General features: G+C 47.9%; 1 pseudogene. It reads left to right on the top strand.

What is annotated here, in order from left to right:
- Positions 1 to 587: pseudogene (locus R7O13_RS29005) on the top strand (AAA family ATPase); the annotation flags it as partial.

Genomic DNA, 587 nt, shown 5'->3' with positions numbered 1-587 from the left:
TGGTGAGTATCAACTTCGCGAGGAACAGACTGAACCAGAAATTACCAGTAAAGAGGAAGAACCTGCATTCACGCCAACGCCGAATACTGTTGAGAATGAATTTGGCGTTCCTCAAGAAGAAGACTGGTTACTAGACGACGTTGAGTCTGAAGCTGAAAACAAACTTGAACAAGAACCTGTCGCGGCAACGTCCACTGACGTTGATGAGGACGAGTTCAACTTTGATGAATTGGAACTGCCAGAGTTTGATGAAGAAGATGCATTAGCATCTATGGCCGATGAACTTGATCTACCAGAATCTGAACGTGAAGCGGCAGCACCTGCGGCCGAAGCGGAAGAAGAATTCAACTTCGACGAACTGGAACTGCCAGAGTTCGACGAAGAAGATGCATTGGCATCGATGGCTGATGAGCCTGAGCTACCAGAATCTGAACGTGAAGCGGCAGCACCAGCAGCCGAAGCGGAAGAAGAGTTCAACTTCGATGATACTGAACTGCCAGAGTTCAGTGAAGAAGATGCTATAGCGGCTATGGCTGAAGCATCATCTTCATCAGAATCAGAAGTTGCGCCTAAGCCAATTCTCCAGG

Source organism: Vibrio sp. Y176 (assembly GCF_033438945.1).
This window is presented reverse-complemented; position numbering and strand designations above follow the sequence as displayed.